The 255-nt window shown below is 49.4% G+C and carries 1 protein-coding gene; it reads left to right on the forward strand.

Annotated features, from left to right (window positions below):
• Positions 1–255 (forward strand): putative Ig domain-containing protein (locus tag NF418_RS10475; RefSeq protein WP_256779554.1); only part of this gene is annotated, 255 nt, incomplete at both ends.

Genomic DNA, 255 nt, shown 5'->3' on the forward strand with positions numbered 1-255 from the left:
CGACAGCTGTTGCAGGTCAACCAATCACTCCAATCCCAGTTGCAGTAACTAGCGACGATACACAAGCAACAGTTGAAGTCACAGGCTTGCCAGCAGGCTTGACCTACAATCCAACGACTAAGCAAATTGAGGGTACTCCAACAGGCGCAGAGATTCCAGCAGGTCAGGATTCAGTACCAGTTACAGTTACTGCTACAGTGACAGATGCGACAGGCACACCAGTTACTGATACAGCTGTTATCACCATCCAACGTG

The organism is Streptococcus suis, assembly GCF_024509555.1.
In the GTDB taxonomy this organism is placed as follows: domain Bacteria; phylum Bacillota; class Bacilli; order Lactobacillales; family Streptococcaceae; genus Streptococcus; species Streptococcus suis_AD.